We start from the raw sequence: 22,075 nt of genomic DNA, 5'->3' as shown, positions 1-22,075 counted from the left end.
AATGTAGCTGCTTCAGCCATTCTCATTAACAATTCTTATTGCGGTGACCAGGTACTATCTATCTTTGTGCGGGAGCATGATAACGTTGCCCATCACCCGCCACAGATAACCTTTGCATCATAGCCGAAACCTTTCGGCGGTCGGTGTGCATGGGCATTGTTAGCCAACGGTAAGCTATGCCAAGTTTTTACAATTCCTCATCAAGGTCTATATCCTCAAACCCCAACCAGAAAAGTAAAATATCCTCGACCCGTGATAACTGCTCTGAGTCCAATTCTCCTAGTTTTCTCAGGAGCTTAGAATACGGAATCGTAACGAGATTCTGAACATCAAAGGCTCCCGGTTTCAAAAACCTTACTTTAACATCAACCTCAAAGCGGGAGCCTCTTGCACTTGTCGTGTGAGGAATCAGTGTCGCTAAAGCTCGATCTTGCATCAGAGCTGGAATGCTAACCACTAGACATGGTCTAACCTTTGCAACGTAGCCCAGATCCACCAACCAAACTTCACCACGAACAGGGCTACTCATAATCTGGTTCTTGCTGGTCCAAGGTTAGGAATAGCTCCTCTGCATTTAAGGTTAAGTCCTCGTCTGTCAGAGGTGGAAAATCAAAATTAATGACTCGCCTCAAGATTTCTAAAGCAATCTCTAGCTGCTCTGTATCAGGTAACCTATCGAAGTTGTTGAGAATTTCTTGGGCTAAGGCAGTCATAGAATTGCATTGAATACCTATTTAAACCCTAGCATAGTTGCCAGCGCCTAAGTATGTTTCATTAGAATCACCGCTAACATTGGCCTACAGGCATTTAACTTGCTCAAGGAGGCGTTCAATTGGGTGCTCTAGTATCAGCGGGTCGAAGCTTTGGGAAATCTGTGTCGGCCAGCAGTCTTTGAGAAGGCAGAGTAGCTGTTGACCTGATCTTGGGTCATTCCCAAAGCCTGACCAGTTACAATTCGTCATGACTAGCAGAAATATTTTTGCGCCCGGAAAAATTTCTTGCAGTTTTTCTTGACGGTCGTCAAAATGGACAGCCCAGTCATGTCGCCTCCAGCCAAGCTGAGTTTTGCATTCAACAGCAGCAATTAGAGTATCTCCTCTCCAAATACTGATATCAGGTCGGATTGCCTTTCGCTTGCGCTGTATCGCACGTTCTGAGGCGACTTCCAAATTTAGTCTTTCAATCTCATTAAAAAGTTTTAACGAGAAAAGGATTACCTCTACAAAAAAGTCTGCACCAGCTTGTGCAACTCGCTTATCAAGAAACTTCTTGATGCTGTCTTGAGCACAGTAAAAAGCTCGTAACCGATTAACAACCAGCCTGGAGTAATCCAAGTCTTCTTTGGAAAGCGTCACTTCCTTCAGGTTGTCGTAGGAGTTCTGTAGCGCCACCGACAGGTGATCTAATGTAAGCGCATATTCATCAGAAAACTGACCAGACATAAAAGTATTTATTTGTACTACGCACAAGAACAGAGAGGCGAACCATCCCGAATCATGAATTAGAGCTATGCCTCCACAGACAAGATAACTGGCTAACAATTTATTATGTGGAAAGTTTCCGTATAATACCCCTACTCCAGGGAGTTATACGGAAAGTTTCTATTGAAATGCTGATTTTTCACAATTCAACCGAAACTTTCTCAATAATATCCAGATTTCCAGGAGTTATACGGAAACTTTCCGTATAATTTTAGAGTTCAAACCCGAGTGACACATGACATTTGCTACAAAACTGAATCTGTAAATGATTTGTCTTTCATTCAACTCAGTTTTGAAACGCAAACAGAATCGAAGGCCGCACCTGCAAATACTTAACGACTAACCTATGCAGCCACCCATTCCTCAGCATCATCGAAAAGGCCGTTGCCAGAGCTGCACCTAACAAGCCAAATCGGGGAATGGCGATCGCTCGGCTGAGCCTGCGTTGGCGGGATGGCAATCGATACCCGGAGTTTATCGGCAGTGTGCGGTGATATATATCGACCCTTGGGAGGCTTATCAGGCTGTATTACCGAGCAAACGACACCAAGCGGTAGACAAGGAAACGAGGCTAACCAATTACTATTGAGCGATTCATGAACGATTCAACAACACCTTGCAACAGTGGGTCTCACGGTTTGTCCGTCGGAGTTTAGCCTTTTCCAAGAGTCTGCGTAATCGCATTGGTTTGCTGTGGAATTTCATCCACCACTACAACGCATCATTACCTGTGTAGCACTACCGCATAAAGAAATGCCTCCGTTCGTCAAGACGGAGGCACCTAACCACTAAACAAATCTTTCACCCAGTGCAGGCATCAGTTGTGAATTAAAGATCAGACTCACTGAGATCACGGCTCATGTGGTCAAACGGCTGATCGAGCCACTCGCCTGGTTCAATCCCCGCAGCTTCTACTTTCTGCTTCACAATATCCTTCATAATTTGAATGCCACGCACCGTTGGGGCGATCGGCACAGTTAAAGAATTATAAGTCTCCCGCAGACCTTGTAAGACTCGCTCATCTAAAACATCCGTATTGCCAGCTACCAGCGCATAAGTCGCGTAGCGGAGGTAATAGTCCATATCACGCAGGCATGCTGCATAGCGGCGGGTTGTATAGGCATTTCCGGACGGACGGATTAATTCTGGCACCTCTTCAAACAGTCGAGAGCCTGCCAATTTAACGATGGATGCTGCATCGGAATTGATCACGGCTGCCGCCTGAACACGTGCTAAACCAGAACTAAAGTAGGACTTCAGCGAGTCCATTGCGTTTTGGTCGAAATAGCGACCTGTGACATCGTAATTACCAATCAGACTTGTCACCGCGTCCCGCATGAAACTTGTCTCCCAATACTTATCTGTAAAATCGACATCTACTTATTAAAAGCACTGCGACAGCTTAAACTTGCGCCGCAAAGCACTGAACTAAACCGTATTTCGATGGCGGCGATCGAGGGTTGTTCAGTGACCAGTGTATCACGGTGCGTTTGCTGTAATCCTCTCTGGGTCTTGGTTCGGGGGGGCTTATATTGTTAAGTTTTATGTGCGATTTGCCGCGCACGCAATATTCTCTGAGATGGAATCTAGATTTTGTATCTTTGGATACAAAATAAGGAGGAGCCTGTTTCTAGGATGATTCAGGTGTAAAAACGTAGAGATGCTACTCCCATTACCAGCGGCAATACGTGACGCAGCAGTCTAGAGCTCTTTAGCTGATTACAAGGTTCCGTCATTAGGTTGCCCTCTCTCGAGTTAATGAGAGCGCTGAGGTGTTGGTAATGCGAAGGTGAAACCGATAGGCTTCCCAAACGGGATAGAGTGGGCGATCGCTCCTCTGCCGTTAGCTAATCTCCACACCTTGCTACGTCAGTCATACTTGATAGCCCAGAAGCGAGGAATAATTCATGGCTCAGACTGCACAAGATGTCTTGAACTGGATTAAAGAGAAGAATATCCAGTTGGTTGACCTAAAGTTCATCGATATGCCAGGGATTTGGCAGCACTTGACGGTATACCAAGACCAAATCGATGAAAGTAGCTTTGTTGATGGTGTGCCCTTCGACGGTTCCAGCATCCGGGGCTGGAAGGCCATTAACGAATCCGATATGTGTATGGTTCTCGATCCCACCACGGCTTGGATCGATCCCTTCATGGAAGAACCAACGCTGAGCGTTATTTGCAGCATTAAAGAACCCCGTACTGGAGAGCCCTACGATCGCTGCCCCCGCGTGATCGCTCAAAAAGCGGTAGATTACATGGCGGCTTCAGGACTGGGTGACACCGCATTCTTCGGCCCAGAAGCAGAGTTCTTCATCTTTGATGACGTTCGTTTCGATCAAACTGAAAGCAAGGCGTTCTATTATGTAGACTCCATCGAAGGTCGCTGGAACTCCGGGCGGGAAGAGCCCGGTGGAAACCTAGCCTACAAGCCTCGTTACAAAGAAGGATACTTCCCCGTTGCGCCGACCGACACCTCCCAAGACATGCGGAGCGAGATGTTGCTGACGATGGCGAAGTGCGGCGTGCCCATCGAGAAGCACCACCACGAAGTTGCAACCGGTGGTCAGTGCGAATTGGGTATTCGGTTCGACACGCTGGTGAAGTCTGCCGATAACTTGATGATCTACAAGTACGTCATCAAGAACGTGGCTCGCAAGTACGGCAAGACCGTTACCTTCATGCCGAAGCCGCTGTTTAATGACAATGGATCGGGGATGCACACTCACCAGTCCATCTGGAAAGACGGCCAGCCCATGTTTGCGGGTGACAAGTACGCTGGACTGAGCGACATGGCACTGTACTACATCGGTGGTATTCTGAAGCATGCTCCAGCCCTGTTGGCACTCACCAACCCCACCACCAACTCCTACAAGCGATTGGTTCCTGGCTTTGAGGCTCCGGTCAACTTGGCCTATTCCCAGGGCAACCGCTCAGCCTCCGTTCGGATTCCGCTTTCTGGCAACAATCCGAAAGCGAAGCGTCTGGAGTTCCGCTGCCCCGATGCTACTTCCAACCCCTATCTGGCATTTGCAGCCATGCTGTGTGCAGGTATCGACGGGATCAAGAACCAGATTCACCCCGGAGAGGCTCTGGATGTGGATATCTACGACCTCAGCCCTGAGGAACTGGCGAAGATTCCTTCAACCCCAGGTTCCTTGCTGGATGCCTTGAAAGCTCTGGAAGCAGATCATGACTTCTTGACCGTGGGTGGCGTGTTCACCGAAGACTTCATCACCAACTGGATTGAGTACAAGCTGGACAATGAAGTGAACCCTATGCGTCTGCGTCCCCATCCCTACGAGTTTGCGCTGTACTACGACTGCTAAATGCGCAGTTTCGGGAATTAGCTATTTCCCATAGTTTCCTAAATTCAGAACAGCGGCATTTGTTTGAATGCCGCTTTTTTGTTGCGTTGTTTGGTGATTATGAGGCGACCGAAAAAACATGAGCTATACTTTTGAGGGATATAAGCTGGGCTAAACCTACAAGATCGTTTAGTGCTAACCATGCTATTCTGCCAAGATCTTTTTAATGTATCTGGGTTAACAACACCTAAAATCCCAGATTAAGCATTTTTGCTCCCTAGATAGGCCGTTGCGCTGGAGAAGATAGCAGCATTTCGTCTGCTCTTATGCGTAGTCAGATTTTTTCCCAATTCAACTCGTTCCAATCGCTCTTGGGTAATCCTAGAGCGGCGATCGCCCTAGCTTTTCTTCAACAAAAAGTCGGGGATCGCTTAGTTTTGCTGGACTCTAGCGATTCGTTCCCAAATCTTTTTCATGATGTGATGATGATTCCCGCCTAGGGATCGTCCAAACGTACTGATCCCCTTAACGAGATTTAATAGTTGTCCTATGGTTATGAACTCCACTCCTCAAGTGGCGATCGCCCCTCCAATCAGCGATCCCCAGATTGATCCCTTGAAAACCGCCACTGGGATCTATGTCACCGTCCATGGCCACTTCTATCAGCCACCGCGCGAAAATCCCTATCTGGATGCGATTGAGCGCCAGCCCAGTGCCGCCCCGTTCCATGATTGGAATGAGCGAATTCACCACGAGTGCTATCGTCCCAATGCCTTCGCTCGAATTCTCAACGATCGCGGCGAACTCATCGAAATCATCAACAATTTCGAGTATCTCAGCTTTAACATCGGCCCCACACTGATGAGCTGGCTAGAGCGCTACGACATCGAAGCCTATCAGCAGATTTTGGAAGCCGATCGCCGCAGTTGCGATCGGCTTAATGGTCATGGCAATGCGATCGCCCAGGTGTATAACCACATCATCATGCCCTTGGCGAATGCGCGGGATAAGAAAACCCAAATTCGGTGGGGTATTGCCGATTTTCGATCGCGCTTTGGTCGCGAACCGGAAGGCATGTGGTTGGCAGAGGCTGCGGTGGACTATGCTACCGTCGCTGCATTAATTGAGGAAGGTATTCGTTTCATTGTGCTGGCTCCGTCCCAGGCGCAGCGCTGTCGCCCCTTTGCCAGTGACGCCGATCCCGAACCGGATTGGCTAGAGGTAGGCGGCAGCCAGATCGATCCGACCCGTCCCTATCGCTGTTTTCTGCCCGATGGTGATCCCCAGCGGGATTATCTCGATATCTTCTTTTACGATGGCCCAATTTCGCGGGATATGGGCTTTAACGAAGTGCTGGAAAGTTCGCAACACTTCGCAGGACGGATCGCCCAAGCTGTGCGCGGGGATCATCGTCCGGCACAGCTCATCTCGATGGCGACCGATGGCGAAACCTTTGGTCACCATAAGCCCGGTCGTGAGAAAGCCGTGGCCTATGCCTTTGCCTATGAGTTTCCCAAACGGGGCTGGACGGTGACCAATTACGCCCATTACCTCAGCATTAGCCCACCAACCTGGGAAGTGGAGCTAAAGCCCGTGACCGCTTGGAGTTGCTGTCATGGTGTCGATCGTTGGCAAGACGATTGTGGTTGCGGCGGTGGCGGCACCTGGAACCAAAAATGGCGGCGTCCGTTGCGGACAAGTTTAGACTGGTTGCGCGATCGCCTGATGACGGTATACGAAGATGCTGCCCGTCCATTGTTGAAAGATCCCTGGCAGGCACGGGATCAATATATTCACGTCATTCGCGATCGCTCCTCTAGCAACCTTAATCAGTTCCTAACGACCCACCAAACCCATGAATTGAGCGATGCAGAGCGGGTGGATGCCTTACGACTCCTGGAAATGCAGCGCCACGCCCTGCTGATGTACACCAGTTGTGGCTGGTTTTTTGATGAACTTTCCCGGCCAGAGGGGGTGCAAATTCTGCGCTATGCGGCGCGGGCAATCGAGCTGGCGGCGGAAGTGACGGGAACGCGCCTGGAAGAGGCGTTTGTGTATCAGCTTGCCGATGCGCCGAGCAATGTTGAGTCTTTCCGCAATGGATCGACCGTGTATCGCCAGCTTGTGATTCCGTCCCAAATCAATCTCCAGCAGGTTGCTGCCCACTACGCGATTAGTTCTTTGTTTACCACTTACAATCGCGAACAGCGGGTCTACTGCTATCGCGCTAAGCAGTTGGATTACCAGATTCAGCGGATGGGATCGCTAACCCTTGCCGTTGGTCGGATTGAGCTAACGTCTGACATCACCACCGAACGTGAGGATTTGGTCTTTGCCGTCCTGCACTTAGGGGGATGGGATTTTCATTGCTGTATCCAACCCTCCTCCGGGCAGCGGGACTATAGCCAAATGAAAGAGGATGTGTTCGGCGCCCTGAAGCAAGCGAGTGCCGCCCACGCTATTCTGGCGATGAATCGGGTATTTGGGGATCAGTCCTACAGCCTCCAAAACCTGTTTGCGGAGGAGCGACATCGGATTATGCGTCTGCTCAGCCAGGAAACCTTAACCCGCCTCGATCAGCTGTATACCCAGGTGTATCGCGATAACTATGGCGTTTTAATGGCATTCCATCGGGATGAGTTGGAGGTTCCCATTGAGCTGCAAGTGGCCGCCGAGGTGGCCATTAGTCATCGGGCGGCGATGACGCTGCGATCGCTCGAACGGGATGCGGGGGATTTTCCAAATGGCAATTTATCAAGCTGTATGAATCATCTAGCGGAGTTAGAGGCGATCGTGACGGAAGCCAACAGTCTTCACTGTCGCCTGAATTTGCCCGATGGTCAGCAGGGACTCGAACAGCTGATTCTGCGATCGCTCTGGCATGTGTTCCAGGAACAAGAGGCGCAGACCGTTGGCGACATCGTGAGTTGGATTGAGCGTCTTATCCATGTCGGGACGTTGCTTCACCTGAACTTGTCCCTCGATCGCGCCCAGGAACTTTACGTCAAACATCTGCGCGGACAACTGCTGCCCCTAATGGAAACGTGGGGGATTGATGTGTTGGCGATTGATCCTAGCTTTATTCCCCCTCCAGGGCTATCGGTTCCAGAGCGCGATCGCAACCAGGTATGGCTTCTGCTCACCCTCGGATCGACCCTTGCTGTTGATGTGGCCTGCTGGCTAAAGGCGATCGCCTAGGCTTGCAGAGGTAGTGTTTGGCTGGCAGATCGAGGAATAGAGGTCATCCTGTATCGATTTCAAGATGATTCCCTAAACGCTAGCTTTTTCTCGATCTGTAGCCTTTCCTGCTGTCCCGGTTGATGGTGTTTCAGCGATCGCCGCTCCAAAAGGTTTGAGGGCATCTCGTCCAGTGATAAATCGCTCGTGAAGGATACCAAGTGATCCAGGTGGCGCTCCAAAAGGTTTGAGGGCATCTCGTCCAGTGATAATGCGCGATCCGGTGTGATTGGTGAGGTAGTTCCAGCCCCACTGCACCATGACCACCAACTTATTATCAAACTCGATTAAGTAATAGATGTGGACGAATACCCAGATCAGCCAAGCCGGAATGCCCGACATGCGGAAATTCCAGATATTCGCGACGGCGGCGTTGCGTCCGATCACGGCAAGGCTGCCTTGATCGAGATATCGAAACGGCTTGATGGACTTATTCTGCAACCGACATTTAATCAGTCGTGCCAGATAGTCTCCTTCCTGCATTGCCACTGCGCCCACCCCCGGTAAGAGCTTACCATCTTGGGCATAGTGGGCTAAGTCCCCCAACACAAAAATATTGGGATAGTTTGCAATCGAAAAATCGGGTTCCACGATGACCCGACCCACCCGATCCAATTCAACTCCGGTGCGGTCAGCCAGCACTTGCCCCATGGGTGATGCTTTGACTCCGGCAGCCCAAAGCACGGTTTGCGATCGCAGCGTGGTGATGTCATTTCCACTCTTGATCGTGACCACATCGCCTTGAATGTCGGTCACCAGGGTACTGGTACGCACATCTACCCCTAGAGACTTGAGAGATGTTTCTGCTTCCAGCGATAATTCTGGCGGATAGGGAGGCAGCACCCGATCCATCCCCTCTAGCAAAATCACTTTCGTTTGCTGCGGATCGATATTGCGGAAGTCATCTTTGAGCGTGTGGAAGGCAAGCTCGGCTAAGGCTCCCGCTAACTCCACTCCTGTTGGGCCACCCCCAACAACGACAAAGGTGAGTAACGATTGCTGACGCTCCAGATCAGTCTCTTTCTCTGCCGCTTCAAAGGCCAGAAAAATACGGCGACGCATCTCCAGGGCATCCTCAATGGTCTTTAAGCCGGGGGCGATGTCGTTCCAATCTTTCCCAAAGTAGTGATGGCTAACCCCTGTGGCCACAATCAAACTATCGTAGGGAACGGCAGGAGCATCTCGTAAAACAACCTGCTGATGCTCTGGATCAATATCGAGGACATCGCCCATGAGTACGGTTGTGTTGCGGTGATGGCTGAGAATCCCCCGCAGCGGCGACGAGATATCCCCCGGAGAAAGCCGTCCGGTTGCCACTTGATACAACAACGGTTGGAATAAGTGGAAGTTGCGCTTGTCGATCAGAGTCACGTGAATGTCAGCGGTGTTACCCAGCGCTTTTGCCGCGTAGAGTCCTGCGAAGCCTCCACCCACAATGACAATCCGATGAGGCGATCGCCCATTTTGCTCTGCTGACATACGCGAAACTCCGAAGAACTATAGTTTTGACGGCAAGCAAGGCAGGACACCGCTTCAGTCAGTACCAGACTATCGTGCGATCGCAGCCTACCAACGCATCAATCGATACAGTTCTACATATTATCAAGAGAACCCCATCCAAGCTTCATCAATCCCACGGTGACCAGCCTAGAAACAGCCCTCTCGTTTTACCGACACCCCGCAGGATTAAAAATCTGCCGATCTACAAAATCTGAGACAGGAACTTTTGCGTCCGCTCTTCCTGGGGATTATTGAAAAATTCTTCCGGAGTTCCTTCTTCAACCAGAAGACCGTCGGCCATTAAGACCACACGGTCAGCGACTTCCCGCGCAAAGCCCACCTCGTGGGTCACGCACACCATCGTCATACCCGAATCCGCCAGGGTTCGCATCACGTCCAGCACCTCGCGCACCATTTCTGGGTCAAGCGCCGACGTGGGTTCATCAAACAGCATAATTTTAGGCTGCATCGCCAAAGCACGGGCGATCGCCACCCGCTGCTGTTGTCCCCCCGAAAGCTGTCCTGGAAACTTCTTCGCTTGTTGTAGAATTCCGACTCGCTCCAGCAGTTGCAGCGCCACTTCCTCGGCCTTGGCTTTCGGCCATCGCCGCACCCAGATCGGAGCCAAGGTGACGTTCTGTAAAACGGTCAAATGGGGGAAGAGGTTGAACTGTTGGAACACCATCCCCACTTCGCGACGGATCGCATCGATATTCTTCAGGTCATGGGTGAGGTGAATTCCGTCAATGGTGATCCGCCCCTTCTGATACGGTTCTAGGGCATTGAAGGTTCGGATAAAGGTTGACTTCCCGGAGCCGGATGGCCCCATGATTACGACAACCTCCCCCTTTTGAACGGTCAAACTGACCCCTTGCAACACATGGAAACCGTTGTCGTACCACTTCTCCACGTTTTCAGCAATAATCATAGTTTCGTTTCCGGCTGCGTGGGTAGTCATTGCATCCGCGTGAGGTTGTGTCATGGGTTGTTTTCCTAATTCAGCAACACGATATACTCAAATCTGTCTCCGATGGGCAGGTTTCTTGTAGTTTGGCATCGAACCATCGTCTCAGCCATTTGCCAAAACCCAGATTTGCCCTAATGCTCTGAACTGAGAGCTTTTTCTAGTCGTCGGCTCCCCAAAGACATGGCGTAGCAGAAGACCCAGAAAATCACGCCAACAAATAGATAGACCTCCGCATAGCGACCGAGAAACTCTGGGTTGGCGAGAATGGATCGCCCCATGCCCAAAAGTTCTAACAAACCGACAATACTCAACAGCGTCGTATCCTGAAACAAACTGATAAACTGACCGACAATCACCGGAATCGAAACTTTGAGCGCCTGGGGAAGCACGATGAGGGCGAGGGTCTTCGGCGTATTTAGACCCAAGGCGTTTGCCGCCTCCGTTTGGCCTCTGGGAATCGCCTGCAATCCACCGCGCACATTCTCGGCAAGATAGGCCGCACTAAATAAAGTCAAACCAATAATGGCTCGGAGAATTCGGTCGGGTCGCATCCCTTCTGGCAAGAACAGCGGAATCATGACCTGTCCCATAAACAGAATTGCAATGAGGGGAATCCCCCGAATCAACTCAATATAAATTGTTGAAAGCCAGCGAATGATGGGTAATGGACTCCGCCGCCCCAACGCTAGAATCACTCCCAGTGGGAAACAGAGCAAAATACCGGCGATCGCCGTAAGTAGGGTCAGCATCAATCCGCCCCAGTTATCCGACCGCACCGCTGGCAGTCCCAGTCCTCCGCCGATTAGCCACATCGCCACGGGAAATAGCAAAATCCACGCCACCGACAGCCAGCGTCCAATCTCACTGATCCGCTGTCCTAGCGATCGCCCAATCCAAGCTCCTGCCACCACCAAGGCAACGCACCCGAGCAGCAGCAAGCGGTACAACGGTGGAGTAGGCGTTAGTACGGCAAGCGCACCCACGATCGCAATGCCAATCAACACCGGACGGCTATACAATCGCGCCACGTTCCGAGCCAGCACTCCCCACGTTAAACCCGATAGGGAGACGATGATTGCCGTTAGCACCCAAATTCGCCAGTACTGGTCGGCAGGATACAATCCCACGATGTATAGCGGCAAGTTCGCTGGAATCACTCGCCACTGTGCCGTTGTAAAGGCCCAATGGAAAAATCCACCTATAAACTGGAATAGGACAAGCGCCACAATAATCGTCAGCAGCGAATTAAACCAATTGCTAAACAGATTTTTCTTGAGCCATTCCACAGGGCTCATCTGCTTTGCAGCGGGAGGCGCTTTCATCGGTACGTGTTCGGGAGAGGCAGTAGTCATGGTGAATGGTAAAGATTAACTGCAATTCAAGAGACAGTAAACTAACAGCGCTAGCGCTCCTTCAGTTGCACTGAACCATTGAGCCAGTTCATAAACGCCGAAATCATGAGGTTCGTTAACAAGAACGCCGCCATGATCAGAATAAAGACCTCGACCGGACGCCCGGTTTGGTTATAGGTGGTATTTGAAACCGAGTAGATTTCAGGATAGGCGATCGCAAATCCTAAGCTAGAGTTCTTGGTCAGGTTTTGATACTGACTGTTGAGGGACGGCAAGATCACGCGCAGCGCCTGGGGAAACACCACAAGCTGCATGACCAAGCCCTGCTGTAACCCCAGCGATCGCGCCGCTTCCCACTGTCCCCTAGACACCGACTGAATGCCAGCCCGCACAATCTCTGCAATAAACGCCCCGGTGTAGAAAACTAGACCCGCTAACAATGCCGAAAATTCTAAGGAAAGCCGGAGGCCACCACTGGCTTGACCATTGTCGCCGATGGATGGAAATTGCCAGTTAAGGCCCCAAATGAAGATCAAAATGGCGGCGATCGCCAGCACCGCCAATGCAATGATCTGCGGTTTGCCTGACTCGCCTCGCTCCACCATCAGGTAGGTGCGCCATTTCCAGATAAACAAGGTGGCGATCGCCCCTAACACCAAAATCGCGATCCATAACCAAACCGAAACCGTATTCCCCGGCCAGGGAATGTAGATTCCGGCTTTGCTCAAGAAGACAGAGTTCAACCACACATCTGGCTCATCCGGTTTGGGTAGACCAAAGAAAACAGCGAAATACCAGAAGAAGAGTTGCAACAGCAGCGGCGTATTCCGCACAATTTCGACATACCCAAAACTAAGCTTGCGAACCAGCCAATTGCTTGAAAAACTGGCAATTCCGGCAGCAATTCCTAAAATCGTGGTGAAGAAAATACCAAAAACCACCACGCGCAGGGTGTTTGCCATACCTGCCATCAGCGCCCGGATGTAGGGGTCATTGGGTAAGAATGGAAGGATCGTTTCACCAATGCTGAATCCAGCCGGACTGCTTAAGAAGCTGAAGCCAAACTGGATTCCCTTTTGTTGCATATTGCGATTTAGGTTGCCAATCAAGATGCTGGCCATTACCACCAGAATCGCTACAACGATCGCTTGAAAGGCGATTTTCCAGAAGCGTTCGTCTCGCCAAAGGGGAATCTTTTCTTCGGTGCCTATGGTCATCTCGTTTGTCTCGCGATTGAACCCGTATATTGCACGACTATATCAAGCTAGCCGACACTTAAAATTAAACTCTGATACCGTTAGGATGCGTCAAAACTGAGCGTTTGAAACTTACTGACGTCGTCATCTTTTAGCACTATCTAGGTTAGATGGAGTCAGCCCTCAATTTGCCCTAAGAAATTGATAATCATCATAAAAAATGAACAGAGATGGATTGAGACTCCATCTCTGTCAAGTTTCAGGTCTTAACGGAAGGGAGGCGCATACATGAGGCCACCATCCGTCCAAAGCGCGTTGTATCCTCGGGGGATTTTCAGCTCAGAGCCTTCTCCAACGTTGCGATCATAGATCTCACCATAGTTCCCGACCGCTTTGATCACGGATACCATGAAATCGTTGGGCAAGCCTAGCTGCGTACCGAGGTCACCCTCAACGCCCAAAAAGCGACGAATATCAGGGCTTTCGCTGTTCAGCATTTCGTCAACGTTGGCTTGGGTAATGCCAAACTCTTCTGCCTGTATTAAGCCGTAGGTTACCCATTTCACCGCATCAAACCAGCGAGAATCGTTGTTGATAGTTACAGGGGCTAGCGGTTCTTTAGACATCGTGACATCCATCAGCATGAAGTCATCGGGGCTAGGCAGGGTGGTACGACGAGCCGCAAGCTGAGACTTATCCGATGTCATGCCTTCGCAGCGGCCTTCCGCAAATGCGGCATAGGCAGCATCTGCATCTTGGAATACAACCGGAGTAAAGGTTACATTCAATTCGCGCATCCGATCCGTGAGGTTGAGTTCGGTCGTTGTACCCGTCTCAACGCAAATCGACTTGCCTTCAAAATCTTCTAGGCTTTCGATTCCGCTATCAGCCCGAATCATCATGCCTTGACCATCGTAGAAGGTGGTTGGCGCAAACTCTAGACCGTTGCCGCCTGCGGCATCTCGGCTGCTGGTCCAGGTGGTGTTTCGAGACAGCATGTCTACCTCACCCCCGGCCAGAGCGGTGAAACGCTCCGTAGAGTCTAGATTGCGGTACTGAACCTTACTGGCATCGCCAAAAATTGCGGCGGCCACAGCTTTACACACATCTACATCTAGACCGGAGTACTGACCGCTGGAGTCTACAAAGCTGAAACCAGGAATGCCTCCGTCTACACCACAGACCAGCTCACCCCGTTCAGTCACGGTATCTAAACGGCTCGCTCCTGCCCCAGGAGCAGCAGTGGCATCAGGAGAATCAGCCGATGTCGTTGTTCCGCCTCCACAGCCTGTAAGCGCTACCATTCCAGCAGCAGCGAGTAGGAAACCCCACTTACGCATAATTATTGTTCTCTCTTCTCAGCTACAAAACATGCATTATGAACCATCACTGCGGCAGATGTCCGACACGTGGATACTGAACCACGGTTGCCGAATATTCTACACGCAATGCTTGTCGGAAAGTGTCTCAGATAGCATTCACAAACCGCAAGAGTACAGCACAAATATTAGGCTTGTGCAGGCCCAATACCCGCATTTAGATTGACATGATCGAAAAACAAACATCGATTTTGTAACCGATGTTTTCGCTCAGTAATTAATTCTTAACATTCCCCTGCTTTAACGATTTGTTTTGTATCCAACTACACGGTTATGCAGTGATCGACCATCTCGTTGCAGCGTTGAGTGGACAACCCCTGAGGCGTTATGAAGTAGCAGAATTAATTTGCTTCAGCCCTGGCTAAGCTTAGAGGCTGCCCAGCAGACTGGTCGTCGGGAATCGCTAGGGGGCGCTAGCGTCCCTCCGCAAGATCGCGAATGAGGGGGAGCTTGGCCTGAATGTATTCGCTTAGGGCATCGCTTTCACTACCATCGAGCGATCGCAATTGCTGAACCCTGCCCAAGAGGGACTGAACCAAACTGTTATCATCCAGGTTCAGAATCAAGTTCGTTTGTGTTTCTTCAACAGCAGACCACAGGTGTCTTAGCAGTAAAGGAGTCATGGCGACCTCTTTTTAAGCTTTTCTTTATTTTTACTGTATACACTCTTCTACTCCGCCAGAGGGTTTCTCACAAAAGAGGCAACAAGTTTTACAAAAGGACACCCAATTGCAGAATAACTTAATGTGTGTGGAGGGCAGTAACACGCCCCCACCCCCCCTGCCACAACCGCCGCCGTGTAGACAGGATCGCAAGGGCACGCAACGGTGCCCGCTCCCAGGGGAACGTCTCCTCTGCTCCGGCAGTGTTCACCACCTCCCCCGTCAGATCGGCTCGAGCAACGTCATGGGGGAACGAGTACCAGGTCTGCTGAGGCTGCTGATCAAGACTGACATCCTGGGGGACTAAGGTTTGTACCGATGCGCCCCTATCCAGTCCAAACAGGATCAGCACCGCCAATGTGACGTCGAGCAGTGGCAGCAGCAGCCACCAGAGGGTACCCAGGCCAGAGACGAAATCAAGGATTTGCTTAATCGCCTGAGTCAGCATGACCGCAGTCAGGGAGCCAACCAACCCTCCAAGTAGACCCCCGACGGTCCACGTGCTGACTCTAGTCACCAGAGGTAGTGATTGGTCATTTGCCATCGCAGTAAACTCTCGTCTAAGTCAAAATGTAAGCACCACCCTAACGACAGAAATACAGAAATACAGTTGTGTTGATAAACCCTGCATCTGGGTAGCACTTAATCCATCAGCCAATTTTTGATGCGATCGCTGGACAACGTAGCAGGAACGCTAATGCTGATCTCCAGCGGAGTTAGTCCGGTTGTTCCCTGTTTTCTGGGAATGGCGAGACAGACGCTTAACAGTCCGGTTGACATCAGCTTAACAGTCCGGTTGACATTAATTTCTGCTCGTAGCTCTACCTTGATACATCATGACGCTAGATGTTCTGTTCAATCTTGCCAATCTCTATGTGTTGCCGTTTTGGCTGGGTATGATTCTGCTGCCCCGTTGGTCAGTAACCCTACGGGGGATGACCTCATTGTTGCCATTTGTACCATTGGCCGGATTATATGCCTACCTTTTTGCAACCAGTCTAACCGCAGACTCTGCTCAGTCCTTTGCGAACCCCACACTTTCCGATATTGCACGATTGTTTGGGGATGAGCGGGTAGCACTCACCGGATGGGTTCATTTTCTGGTGATGGATTTGCTGGCGGGACGTTGGATTTATTTAGAAGGACGACGGACTGGTGTTTGGACTATTCATTCTCTAATTTTATGTTTGTTTGCGGGACCGCTAGGATTGCTGTCTCACATTGCAACACAGGCGATTCAGCCCTTATTCGGGAATCGTCGTTTGGAGACAGCACAATCAAATGCATCTGAATCTGCCCAGCCAGAGTAGGAGAACTAGCTAGACATGCTGGCATTGAGGGCGCGGATTATCGCCGTCGGTAAGGTCAAGAAACGGTGGATCCTAGAGGGCATTCGGGAGTATGGGAAGCGCTTGCCAGAATTAGAGATTGTCGAAGTCAAAGATTCCACCCCTGAACGAGAGGCTGCCAAAATTTTGGAGGCCATGCGCCCGCATGAAACGTTGGTGGTGATGTCGGAACGGGGTAAGGCAATGTCGTCAGAGGAGTTTGCCCGATTTATGGAGCGATCGCACGCTGAGTCCCTTGTATTTGCCATTGGAGGGCCGGAGGGTACGCACACCTCCCTGAGCGATCGCAGTCGGTATCAACTCAGCCTTTCTGCGATGACGTTTACCCACGAGATGGCGCGATTATTTCTGGTGGAACAGCTTTATCGAGCCAAATCGATTTTGCAGAACACTGGGTATCATCGCTCCTGACCAGATTTTCGGGTGTTATCCCCTCCGACCGGAAACTTTTTTGGGAATTGAGGGGTCAAAGCTTGATGTATACGAAGTAGGGCATGATGTATTGGCGATCGCCAATGGCGGCCTCTACAATCGGAGTTTCTGTTCCAATGCCTCTCCTGTAGGCAAAACTGAGTGTAATCTCTGCCAAGCGTGGTGTAGCGTCAAGGCAGATGTCAGCCTACTAGGGTTGACACGGGCAGCGCAGTCCCAAGGGGATATGTGTGACAGTTTGCCATGCGGAATAAACATTGCCCGATTTTTACAAATTGATACTAAACTGTTTTGGTGTCTTGCATAGCACTGTTGTAGAAGTAACGGGTACAGGGTCGGTGTGCGTATGGATCTGACGACAACATTAAACGGTCATACCGTCCAAAACGTTGTCCGAACTGTGGGTATCAATCCCAACTATTGGTATCCTGCGGGCTGGGCAAACCAGCTCAAACCTGGACAAATCCAATCAGTCAAGGTTTGGAAGCAGGCGATCGCCATTTATCGCGATGACCATGGTGTCCTGCACGCGCTGGAGAATGCTTGTCCCCATCGGGGGGTTGAACTCCACCGGGGTAAGGTTCGAGGGGAACATATTGCCTGTCCGTACCATGGCTGGGAATTTGATGGCAATACAGGAGAGTGCGTTCGCATTCCCTACCTTCCCGAAAGCCAAAAGCTTCCCTGTGCCCAAGCTCGCCGCTATCCCATTCAGGAAAAGTACGGTTTGATTTGGGTCTTTCCTGGTGATCCATCTTTAGCAGCGCAGCAGCCGCTGATTGAGGTGGATGAGTACGGTGATGATCAGTGGGTCATGGTGCCCATTACCGCTCATTTCAACGCCCATTTCACTGTCTGCAATGAAAACGCAATGGATGTGTTCCATGGGGAACTGCATCAGGATTTGCAAGGGTGGTTTAACCCTGTGCTCTTGGATTTGAAGGCAACGGACGCTTCAATTCGAGCCGAGTACCAAGTGTCCTATAAAGGTCACCTGGCTAAGTTTCTAGGCTTGAGTGAGAGCGCCGACGAGGTTACAACATTACCCGTCACCATTCAGTATCTCTATCCCCACTACAAAAGCACACTCCAGGGAGTGTCGTCGGTCTACCTGATGCGGCTTCCGGTAGACGTTGCAGAAAGTCGCTCGTTTGCCCTATTTTTTTTCCGCGTTAATCTACCGTCATGGCTGATTCAGCCGATTAAGCCTGCTCTGAGTTGGGTAATTCAGCGCTTTATGCTGCGACCATTTCTGAATCAAGATATAGAAATGATGGAAAGTGAGCAGGCTGTCTATCTGGATAATCCCTCTAGGCGTTATGTAGAGATTAATCCAGCAATTATTGCTCTGCAGCGACTAATGGTTCGGCAGTATGAACAATTTATGCAACAATCAAGTCAATTGTCTGGTTCGCCCATTTTTCAAGCCGATCAGGCATCATCTAAGTCCGATGCGCTGGTTTGAAGACGGCAGGATTTTGGGGTTAGAGTTATCCGGGGCGCTCAGTGGGGTAATTGTTCAAAACCCGTTTCATGGGCCATCAGAGAATCAAAACATATGGTGAGGGGAGTAAACTGTGCAAGTCGTTAAAGAATATGTTCAGCGTTGGTACGAGAGCGGCCTTGACCCAGACGAGTACATTTGTCATGGCAAGAAAGGGAATCTCGTTGATATTGAAGACGCATCAACGGGGGAACGCCGTACTGTCCTGACATTCTGTACGAATGATGTGTTGGGACTTGTGCACAATCCAGCCGTTCAACAAGCTGCCATTGACGCTATTTTGCAGTATGGAACCTCGAACAGCTCTTGCTCCGTACTCAGCGGACGGATTGATCTGCATCGGCAGTTGGAAAAAGAAATTTCTGAGTTTAAGCATCTGCAGCATACCCAGCTCTTTTTGAATGCGTGGATGGCACTGCAAGCGCTGATGGATGCGTTTTGCCATCTAGCTATTCCAGTACCCGGATTTCAGCACACACGCGAAACGATTATCTTCACCGATGTGTTGAATCACGGCTGCATCGTATCGGCGATCGCCAATGCGGGAACCCGCTCTGGCAAATTGTTCGGCCATAGTCCTCAGGTGCGGGTGCGTGCCTATCGCCACTGTGATATGGATGATCTCGCCCGCAAGATGAAGCGCTACATTCGCCCAGATGATCGGGTGATGGTGATTTCCGATGCCGTGTTCTCAATGGACGGAGACATTGCGCCTCTGCCGGAAATGATCGACATTATGTCGAACTACGAGGGCAGCGTTTTGGTAATGGATGAAGCCCATGCCAGTGGGGCATTGGGTGCTACCGGGCGCGGCATTTATGAGTACTTTGGGATGACGCCCCAAGATGCCATTGAGCGGGGTGTCACTCCACTGATTATGACCACCTTCTCGAAGTTTGCCGCTTCAGCGGGAGCGGCGATTAGCTCCCATGTCTCAGAGCTGATTCCACTACTCAACGTATCGCCCACCTCAATCGGCACGATTTCGTTGCCTGCCCCCACCACGGCAGCCGCGTTGGAAAGCATTCGTCAGCTGCGTCAGTCTCCAGAGTTGGTGAAGCGTTTGCATGACAATACCAAGTATCTGCGATCGCGCCTTGCAGAGAATGGATTTGAGGCGATCGGTGAAACGAACGTCGTTCCGGTGCTTTTGCCACCAGAAGTGAACCCCAAAGTGTTTGCACGGACGTTGATGAACGACTACGGACTGTGGATTTCCCCCATTTGGTTTATTGCCAAGCCGCGTCTGCGGATTACCTCCAATGCGCTGCATACTCGCGAAGATATGGATCGCTTAATTGAAGGGGTGGTGGCGACGCGCGATCGCGTATACAAGCCGATTAGCGCTTAGAATTCATCCTTATATAGCAATCCTATTTATAGCAATCCTATTTGGATTGTGAAATGTGCGCCCCGTCGGGGCGCACATTTCACAACTCATCTTTTTCATAAATCATGTAGGAACGCTATATGTAGCAGTTAGCAGTAGAAGAGACAGCGAGGACAAAGGGGGGATGGGGACAGTGCCCCCACGCAGGGGTGAAACCCCTGAACCCTGTCCTAACCAAATCTTTCTTTGGTTGCAATAAAAGCTCTTTGCGCTCTATGGTTCGCATGGAGCGCAATTTTATGACTTAATTCGGGTTTTGCAACAGGGACGATCGCCTACGCAAAGGCAGAGGAACCCAAGTCGGGGGGCACATCCTGCCAGCGTCCGTTCCCCACGGCGCGTACCGCCTCTTTCAGCACAACATCCCCTGTGTAGAGGGCACGTCCAATAATGACGCCGGAAACCCCCACCGGCTCTAGGGCGAGCAAGCCCAAAACATCGGTTAGAGAACTGACGCCACCGGAGGCAATCACTGGCGTTGAAATCGCAGAGGCCAACTCACGGAGGGCTTGCTGATTGGGACCTTGGAGGGTGCCATCGCGATGGATGTCGGTGTAGATGATGGCAGCGACGCCCATATCCGTCATTCGCTGAGCGAGTTCAATGGCATCAACCTCGGACGTTTCCAGCCATCCCCGCGTAGCAACCTTACCGTTGCGGGCATCAATGCCGACGATAATCTGTCCTGGAAATTCTTGACAAAGTTCTTCGACCAAGGCGGATTGCTCGACCGCGACCGTTCCCAAAATCGCCCAACGCACACCGAGAGCTAGCAAATTTGCAACGCTTTGGTAATCCCGCAGTCCACCGCCAACTTCCACCGGAATCGAAACCGCCTGGACAATGGCTTCAATGGCCGCCCAATTGACCGGATGACCAACCTTTGCTCCATCCAAATCCACCAAATGCAGCCGGGCTGCCCCTTGAGCTTCCCACTGCTGGGCTACGGCTACCGGATTTTCGTCAAAAACCTCTGACTGTTCATAGTCGCCCTGATATAGGCGCACACACCGTCCTTCTAATAGATCAATTGCGGGAATAACGTCCATAGCGGCCCTCGTCTTGCACTGTTTGATTCTATCGAGAATTGCACGCTCCAATCTCAAGATATTCTCAAGCTATGGTGGGTAGGCAATTGCAGCAATTTCGCCTAGGCTCAGAATAGACCTTTAATGCGTGCCCTAATGACCGTGACTCCAGATTCTGCGATCGCCCCTGTTGCATCATCGACCTCAATTACCCTTGACGTAGGCGGCATGAAGTGTGCCGGATGCGTGAAAGTGGTTGAAAACGAACTGTGCCAGCATCCCGGCGTACTCTCCGCAACGGTAAACCTGGTGACGGAGATGGCGCTCGTTGAGTGTGGTGAAGAGGTTGACCCCCAGGCGATCGCAGCACGACTCACGGAGGCTGGATTTCCCTCCCAACCGCATCAAGACCTGGACACCGAAACGGGCGATCGCGCAACGGATTGGGAAGAACGCCAGCAACAAGAGCGCCAGACCCAACTCCGGCAAGTGGCGATCGCAGGTGTCCTCCTGGTTCTGTCCGCCATTGGGCATTTAGACCATTTCGGCTGGGTACGGATTCCGGTTCTGAGTTCCATCTGGTTTCATTTTGGGCTAGCAACCCTAGCGCTGAGCATCCCCGGTCGCAGCATTATGGTGGACGGTTGGCGCAGTTTGGGGCGAAATGCGCCCAATATGAATACGTTAATTGCCCTGGGAACAGGCACCGCCTATGTCACCAGTACCGTTGCCCTGCTCGTTCCGCAGTTGGGATGGGAGTGCTTTTTTGATGAACCTGTGATGTTGCTGGGCTTCATCCTTCTGGGGCGCACCCTCGAACAGCAGGCACGCCACCGCGCCGCCTCTGCCCTCCATGCCTTGGTGGCACTCAAACCGTCGATGGCGCGACTGATTGACTCGACCTGGACGGATTCGCCGTTAACGCCTACGGCCACCGAGGTTCCCGCTGCCACTGTGGCCGTCGGCACCTGGCTGCAAGTGTTGCCAGGGGACAAAATGCCCGTGGATGGTGAAGTGGTGGCCGGACAAACGACGGTGGATGAATCGATGGTCACTGGCGAGTCGATGCCTGTGCTGAAGCAACCGGGGGATGCAGTGGTGGCGGGTAGCTTAAACCAGTCTGGGGCGATCGCCATCAAAGCTACTCGCGTCGGGCGCGAAACCACCCTGGCTCAGATTATTCACCTGGTCGAAACCGCCCAAACCCGCAAAGCCCCCATCCAGACCCTCGCCGATGAGGTGGCCGGATATTTCACCTACGGGGTCATGACCATTGCCGCCTTAACGTTT

The 22,075-nt window shown here is 51.2% G+C and carries 20 protein-coding genes and 1 pseudogene; 8 read left to right on the top strand and 13 right to left on the bottom strand.

The genetic code is table 11. From position 1 onward, the window contains the following. Nucleotides 1–187: 187 nt before the first annotated feature. From IGR76_06500 to apcB, 4 genes are all read right to left on the bottom strand, one after another. Complete coding sequence (locus tag IGR76_06500; GenBank protein ID MBF2078165.1) at nucleotides 188–529, bottom strand: type II toxin-antitoxin system PemK/MazF family toxin; 342 nt, start codon at nucleotides 527–529, stop codon at nucleotides 188–190. 268 nt (nucleotides 530–797) lie between these two features. Further along, on the bottom strand, nucleotides 798–1,442 hold the full coding sequence (locus tag IGR76_06495; protein MBF2078164.1) for a hypothetical protein: 645 nt from the start codon (nucleotides 1,440–1,442) through the stop codon (nucleotides 798–800). Nucleotides 1,443–1,767: 325 nt separating this feature from the next. Further along, on the bottom strand, nucleotides 1,768–1,941 hold the full coding sequence (locus tag IGR76_06490; protein MBF2078163.1) for a hypothetical protein: 174 nt from the start codon (nucleotides 1,939–1,941) through the stop codon (nucleotides 1,768–1,770). A gap of 368 nt (nucleotides 1,942–2,309) precedes the next feature. Beyond that, entirely contained in the window at nucleotides 2,310–2,819 is a 510-nt protein-coding gene (apcB, locus tag IGR76_06485; protein MBF2078162.1) for an allophycocyanin subunit beta, read from the bottom strand. A 569-nt stretch (nucleotides 2,820–3,388) separates the two neighbouring features. On the opposite strand from apcB, the gene glnA reads away from it, so the two are divergent. From glnA to IGR76_06470, 3 genes are all read left to right on the top strand, one after another. Next, complete coding sequence (glnA, locus tag IGR76_06480) at nucleotides 3,389–4,810, top strand: type I glutamate--ammonia ligase (protein ID MBF2078161.1); 1,422 nt, start codon at nucleotides 3,389–3,391, stop codon at nucleotides 4,808–4,810. Between the two features lie 305 nt (nucleotides 4,811–5,115). Continuing rightward, on the top strand, nucleotides 5,116–5,289 hold the full coding sequence (locus IGR76_06475; protein MBF2078160.1) for a hypothetical protein: 174 nt from the start codon (nucleotides 5,116–5,118) through the stop codon (nucleotides 5,287–5,289). Between the two features lie 49 nt (nucleotides 5,290–5,338). Continuing rightward, nucleotides 5,339–7,987 (top strand): DUF3536 domain-containing protein, encoded by a 2,649-nt coding sequence (locus tag IGR76_06470; protein MBF2078159.1) that lies wholly within the window; start codon nucleotides 5,339–5,341, stop codon nucleotides 7,985–7,987. A gap of 72 nt (nucleotides 7,988–8,059) precedes the next feature. Here IGR76_06470 and IGR76_06465 read toward each other — a convergent pair whose 3' ends face one another. The 8 genes and pseudogenes from IGR76_06465 to IGR76_06430 all read right to left on the bottom strand — a co-directional run bounded on the left by IGR76_06465 (nucleotide 8,060) and on the right by IGR76_06430 (nucleotide 15,862). Then, a complete protein-coding gene (locus IGR76_06465) occupies nucleotides 8,060–9,505 on the bottom strand; it encodes an NAD(P)/FAD-dependent oxidoreductase (protein ID MBF2078158.1) in 1,446 nt (481 codons plus the stop codon). 223 nt (nucleotides 9,506–9,728) lie between these two features. Next, entirely contained in the window at nucleotides 9,729–10,454 is a 726-nt protein-coding gene (locus IGR76_06460; protein MBF2078157.1) for an amino acid ABC transporter ATP-binding protein, read from the bottom strand. A gap of 170 nt (nucleotides 10,455–10,624) precedes the next feature. Next, nucleotides 10,625–11,845 (bottom strand): amino acid ABC transporter permease, encoded by a 1,221-nt coding sequence (locus IGR76_06455; protein MBF2078156.1) that lies wholly within the window; start codon nucleotides 11,843–11,845, stop codon nucleotides 10,625–10,627. A 50-nt stretch (nucleotides 11,846–11,895) separates the two neighbouring features. After that, on the bottom strand, nucleotides 11,896–13,062 hold the full coding sequence (locus tag IGR76_06450; GenBank protein MBF2078155.1) for an ABC transporter permease subunit: 1,167 nt from the start codon (nucleotides 13,060–13,062) through the stop codon (nucleotides 11,896–11,898). 245 nt (nucleotides 13,063–13,307) lie between these two features. Then, nucleotides 13,308–14,381 (bottom strand): amino acid ABC transporter substrate-binding protein, encoded by a 1,074-nt coding sequence (locus IGR76_06445; GenBank protein MBF2078154.1) that lies wholly within the window; start codon nucleotides 14,379–14,381, stop codon nucleotides 13,308–13,310. 452 nt (nucleotides 14,382–14,833) lie between these two features. Continuing rightward, nucleotides 14,834–15,043 (bottom strand): hypothetical protein, encoded by a 210-nt coding sequence (locus IGR76_06440; GenBank protein MBF2078153.1) that lies wholly within the window; start codon nucleotides 15,041–15,043, stop codon nucleotides 14,834–14,836. A gap of 175 nt (nucleotides 15,044–15,218) precedes the next feature. Further along, a pseudogene (locus tag IGR76_06435) lies at nucleotides 15,219–15,626 on the bottom strand (chloride channel core). A gap of 98 nt (nucleotides 15,627–15,724) precedes the next feature. Continuing rightward, the gene (locus IGR76_06430; GenBank protein ID MBF2078152.1) at nucleotides 15,725–15,862 is read right to left on the bottom strand and encodes a hypothetical protein; all 138 of its coding nucleotides are present in this window, start codon (nucleotides 15,860–15,862) and stop codon (nucleotides 15,725–15,727) included. A 56-nt stretch (nucleotides 15,863–15,918) separates the two neighbouring features. Here IGR76_06430 and IGR76_06425 point away from each other — a divergent pair, with 56 nt between their 5' ends. From IGR76_06425 to IGR76_06410, 4 genes are all read left to right on the top strand, one after another. Continuing rightward, complete coding sequence (locus tag IGR76_06425; GenBank protein MBF2078151.1) at nucleotides 15,919–16,392, top strand: DUF4281 domain-containing protein; 474 nt, start codon at nucleotides 15,919–15,921, stop codon at nucleotides 16,390–16,392. A gap of 15 nt (nucleotides 16,393–16,407) precedes the next feature. After that, complete coding sequence (locus tag IGR76_06420) at nucleotides 16,408–16,842, top strand: 23S rRNA (pseudouridine(1915)-N(3))-methyltransferase RlmH (GenBank protein ID MBF2078150.1); 435 nt, start codon at nucleotides 16,408–16,410, stop codon at nucleotides 16,840–16,842. Nucleotides 16,843–17,209: 367 nt separating this feature from the next. Beyond that, complete coding sequence (locus tag IGR76_06415) at nucleotides 17,210–18,328, top strand: aromatic ring-hydroxylating dioxygenase subunit alpha (protein ID MBF2078149.1); 1,119 nt, start codon at nucleotides 17,210–17,212, stop codon at nucleotides 18,326–18,328. A 112-nt stretch (nucleotides 18,329–18,440) separates the two neighbouring features. After that, entirely contained in the window at nucleotides 18,441–19,718 is a 1,278-nt protein-coding gene (locus IGR76_06410; GenBank protein MBF2078148.1) for an aminotransferase class I/II-fold pyridoxal phosphate-dependent enzyme, read from the top strand. Nucleotides 19,719–20,032: 314 nt separating this feature from the next. Here the strand turns inward: IGR76_06410 and hisA are convergent, their stop codons facing one another. Continuing rightward, on the bottom strand, nucleotides 20,033–20,806 hold the full coding sequence (hisA, locus tag IGR76_06405; protein ID MBF2078147.1) for a 1-(5-phosphoribosyl)-5-[(5-phosphoribosylamino)methylideneamino]imidazole-4-carboxamide isomerase: 774 nt from the start codon (nucleotides 20,804–20,806) through the stop codon (nucleotides 20,033–20,035). 135 nt (nucleotides 20,807–20,941) lie between these two features. Between hisA and IGR76_06400 the strand changes: the two genes are divergently transcribed. Next, nucleotides 20,942–22,075 (top strand): cation-translocating P-type ATPase (locus IGR76_06400; protein ID MBF2078146.1); only part of this gene is annotated, 1,134 nt, incomplete at its 3' end.

Origin of the sequence: Synechococcales cyanobacterium T60_A2020_003, from assembly GCA_015272205.1 — a bacterium.
In the GTDB taxonomy this organism is placed as follows: domain Bacteria; phylum Cyanobacteriota; class Cyanobacteriia; order RECH01; family RECH01; genus JACYMB01.
This window is presented reverse-complemented; position numbering and strand designations above follow the sequence as displayed.